Raw genomic sequence first — 3364 nt, forward strand, 5'->3', positions numbered from 1 at the left:
CCTGGACGACCGGCCGGATCGTCGCCGCGCCCGACGCGAGCGCCGCGGCGGCGTTGGCGCAGGCGGGCGCCCTGCCCGTCGCAGGGCTGGAGCTGATGGCCTTCTGGCGCGACGACGCCTTCGACGACGCCGCGTTCGCAGAGGCCGTGCGGCTGGCCGCCGTGGCCGTGAGCGCCGAGGCCGAAGGGCCGGCGCGGCTGGCGCTGGGCGGACTGGGCGACTGGCTGGCCGCGAGCGGGTTCGACTACGACAGCGAGGAGGCCCGGCAGGCCGCCCGCAACCTCTTCAAGGCGGCGCGCGCGGCGCTGGACGAGCTGGAGGCGGACGTCGACGTTCGCCTCTGCCTGGTCGACAGTCCGGCCCTCGCCCTGCGCCTCGGCGCGCGCCTGGACGCCGCGCCCTGGGCCGGGCCGGTGACCGTCGCAGAGACGGCCGACGGGGAGACGGTGCGCGTGTTGTCCGAGGCTGCGGTGCGGGCCGTGGCGGCCACCGGCGCCGACCTCGCGGCGACCCGCGACGCGCTGCTGGGCCACCGCAGCCTGACGGACGCGCCCGGCGTCTCGGCTCAGGCGCTCACCGCGCGCGGCTTCACCAGCCTGGAGATCGCCGCCGCCGAGGCGGAGCTGCCGTTCGTCCCCAACCTGCCCCGCGCCTTCGCCCCGGCGGTGGTGGGCGAAGGCTTCCTGCGCGACGTGCTGGGCGCGACGGCCGCCCAGCTCGCCGACCCGGGCCTCGACGTGCTGGCGCTGGCCGGATTCACCGCCGACGAGGTGGCCCAGGCCGAGGCGCACGCCCTGGGCGCGCCCAGCCTCACGCACGCCCTCTTCCTGACCGAGGACCAGCGGCGGGTGCTGCGCGGGCCCGGCGACCTGCCCGCCGCCGCCGAGGCCGCGATGCTGGCCGCGCTCGCCCCGGTCCTCGACGTCCCGCCGGTGCTGCAGGTGACGCTGCCCTGGGACGCGGCGCTGAGCGATGTCGACGCGGTGATCGAGGCCTGCGAGACGGCGGTGCGCGTGCGCCGGGCCGCCCCGCCCGCGCGGCTGGCGCTGGAGATCCCGCCGGTGGCGGAGCTCGCCGTCCGCGCGCCGGCGAGCCAGTCCGAACCCCCGCCGCAGGAGCGGATCGTCGAGCGCATCGTCGAGCGCGAGCGCACCCGCCAGAAGCTGCCCGACCGCCGCAAGGGCTACATCCAGAAGGCCAGCGTCGGCGGCCACAAGGTATATCTGCACACCGGCGAGTACGACGACGGCCAGCTCGGCGAGATCTTCATCGACATGCATAAGGAAGGCGCGGCCTTCCGCTCGCTGATGAACAACTTCGCCATCGCGATCTCGATCGGCCTGCAGTACGGCGTGCCGCTGGACGAGTTCGTGGACGCCTTCGTCTTCACCCGGTTCGAGCCCGCCGGCGAGGTGACCGGCAACGACACGGTGAAGTCGGCGACGTCGATCCTGGACTACATCTTCCGCGAGCTGGGGATCAGCTACCTGGGCCGGAACGAGCTGGCCAGCGCCGACCCGGCGGGCCTGAACGCCGACGGGCTGGGCCGCGGCAAGGCCGACGCCGCGGAGGCCGCGACGGGCGACGAGGAACTCCAGCCACAGCCAGCCTCGCGGTTCATCTCCCGCGGCTTCGCCCGCGGCGCGGCGCCGGACAACCTGGTCTTCCTGCCGTCCGCAGGCCGGTCGGGCGGTCCCGCCGCCTTCGCCTCGGCCGAGGTCTGCGCCGCGTGCGGCGACATCGCCGTGGTGCGCAAGGGCCAGGCGCTGATCTGCGAGACCTGCGGGACGCGTGCAGGCCGCTATCCCGAGGACCAGACGGGATAGAACGTCGCACCCAAGACGCTTGAAGTTACCGCGATTTAAGTGGCGCCGTTGAGGTGCAGCAGGCAGAGGTGACACTCGGACTGCAAGGATCTGCCCTACTGATGTCGCGTACGCTTCGCCTCCTGGCCGCCTCGGCCGCCCTCCTCGCGATCCTGCCGATCGCAGGGCGCGCGGCGGCGGGCGAGAAGGAGGTGCGCCGCCAGGATTCCTTCGGCGGTTCGTGCGTGAAATGCGAGCTGTCGGGCCGCAACATGTCGGGCGCGCGGATCATCGGCGCGAACTTCTCTGGCGCGATGATGGTGGGCGCCAACCTGCGCGACGCCAAGTTCCACGCCTCGGTCTTCGCCGGCGCCGACCTGACAAAGGCCGACCTGAGCAATTCGGCCATGACCGGCGCCAACTTCTCCGGCGCCAACCTCACCAACGCGCGCCTGCGCTCCAGCGAGGCCAACGGAGTCGTCTTCGGCGCGGCCAACCTGACGCGGGCCGACCTCAGCGATGCCGAGGCGACGGGCGCGAACTTCCGCAAGGCGATCCTTGTGGGCGCGGTGCTGCGCTCGGCCACGCTGCGGGGCGCGATCTTCGACAACGCCGACCTCTCGCGCGCCACCCTCACCGACATCGAGGCCCAGGGCGCCAACTTCAACCGCGCCCGGCTGGCGGGCGCCAACCTGCGCTCGGCGGATCTCGAGGCGGCGAACTTCAGTCGGGTCGAGGCGCATGGCGCCAACTTCCAGGACTCGGAACTGACGGGCGCCGTGCTGGCCTACGGAATGTTCAGCCAGGCGTCCTTTCGCTCGGCCGACCTCACCAACGCCAACCTGATGGGCGCCGACTTCGACGGGACCGACTTCCGCGACGCCGACCTCAGCCATGCGTCCCTGCACGGCGCCGACCTCGCCAACGCCAAGGGCCTGACGCAGGACCAGCTCGACGACGCCTGCGGCGACAGCCGTACGCGGGCGCCGCGCGGACTGCAGATCCGCGCCTGCAACGGCGTGCGCCTGATCCTGCGGCCGGACATGCCCCGTCCGGCGATGCGGATGGTGCCGGCCGTGCCGGCGCCGCCGCAGCCGCCGGCGCCGCCCGAGCCGCGCTACTTCTTCTCGATCGCCAAGTAGGCGCCGAAGCCGCCGCGCCGTCCGGGTGGCCTCCCCCAGGCGCTCACGCGCCCGGGCGGCCGCCGGCGCCTCAGCCCGCCTTGATCGGCGGGGCGAGGCGGATGTGAAGTTCTTTCAGTTGCTTGTCCTGAACTTCTGAGGGCGCGTTCATCATCAGGTCCTGCCCCTGCTGGTTCAGCGGGAAGGCGATGACCTCGCGGATCGCGACCTGGCCGGCCAGCAGCATGACGATCCGGTCGATGCCGGGCGCGAGGCCGCCGTGCGGCGGGGCGCCGTGCCGGAACGCGTTCAGCATGCCGCCGAACTGCTCCTCGACCACCTCCGGGCCGTAGCCGGCGATCGAGAAGGCCTTGAGCATGATTTCCGGCAGGTGGTTCCGGATCGCGCCCGAGCACAGCTCGTAGCCGTTGCAGACGA

General features: G+C 73.1%; 3 protein-coding genes. 2 read left to right on the forward strand and 1 reads right to left on the reverse strand.

Annotated features, from left to right (window positions below):
- The coding region (locus Q0L11_RS16760; protein WP_296598736.1) for a ribonucleotide reductase at positions 1 to 1826 on the forward strand (1826 nt) is incomplete at its 5' end.
- Positions 1827 to 1927: 101 nt separating this feature from the next.
- Positions 1928 to 2947, forward strand: coding sequence for a pentapeptide repeat-containing protein (locus Q0L11_RS16765; protein ID WP_296598737.1), 1020 nt, complete (start codon positions 1928 to 1930; stop codon positions 2945 to 2947).
- A 70-nt stretch (positions 2948 to 3017) separates the two neighbouring features.
- Here the strand turns inward: Q0L11_RS16765 and Q0L11_RS16770 are convergent.
- Positions 3018 to 3364: amino acid--tRNA ligase-related protein (locus Q0L11_RS16770; RefSeq protein WP_296598738.1), on the reverse strand; the 347-nt coding region annotated here is incomplete at its 5' end.

The organism is Phenylobacterium sp. (genome assembly GCF_024508875.1).
Lineage (GTDB): Bacteria > Pseudomonadota > Alphaproteobacteria > Caulobacterales > Caulobacteraceae > Phenylobacterium.

Coding starts and splice junctions, on each gene's coding strand:
- Q0L11_RS16765 (WP_296598737.1), top strand. CDS start 1,928: ATGTCGCGTACGCTTCGCCTCCTGGCCGCCTCGGCCGCCCTCCTCGCG.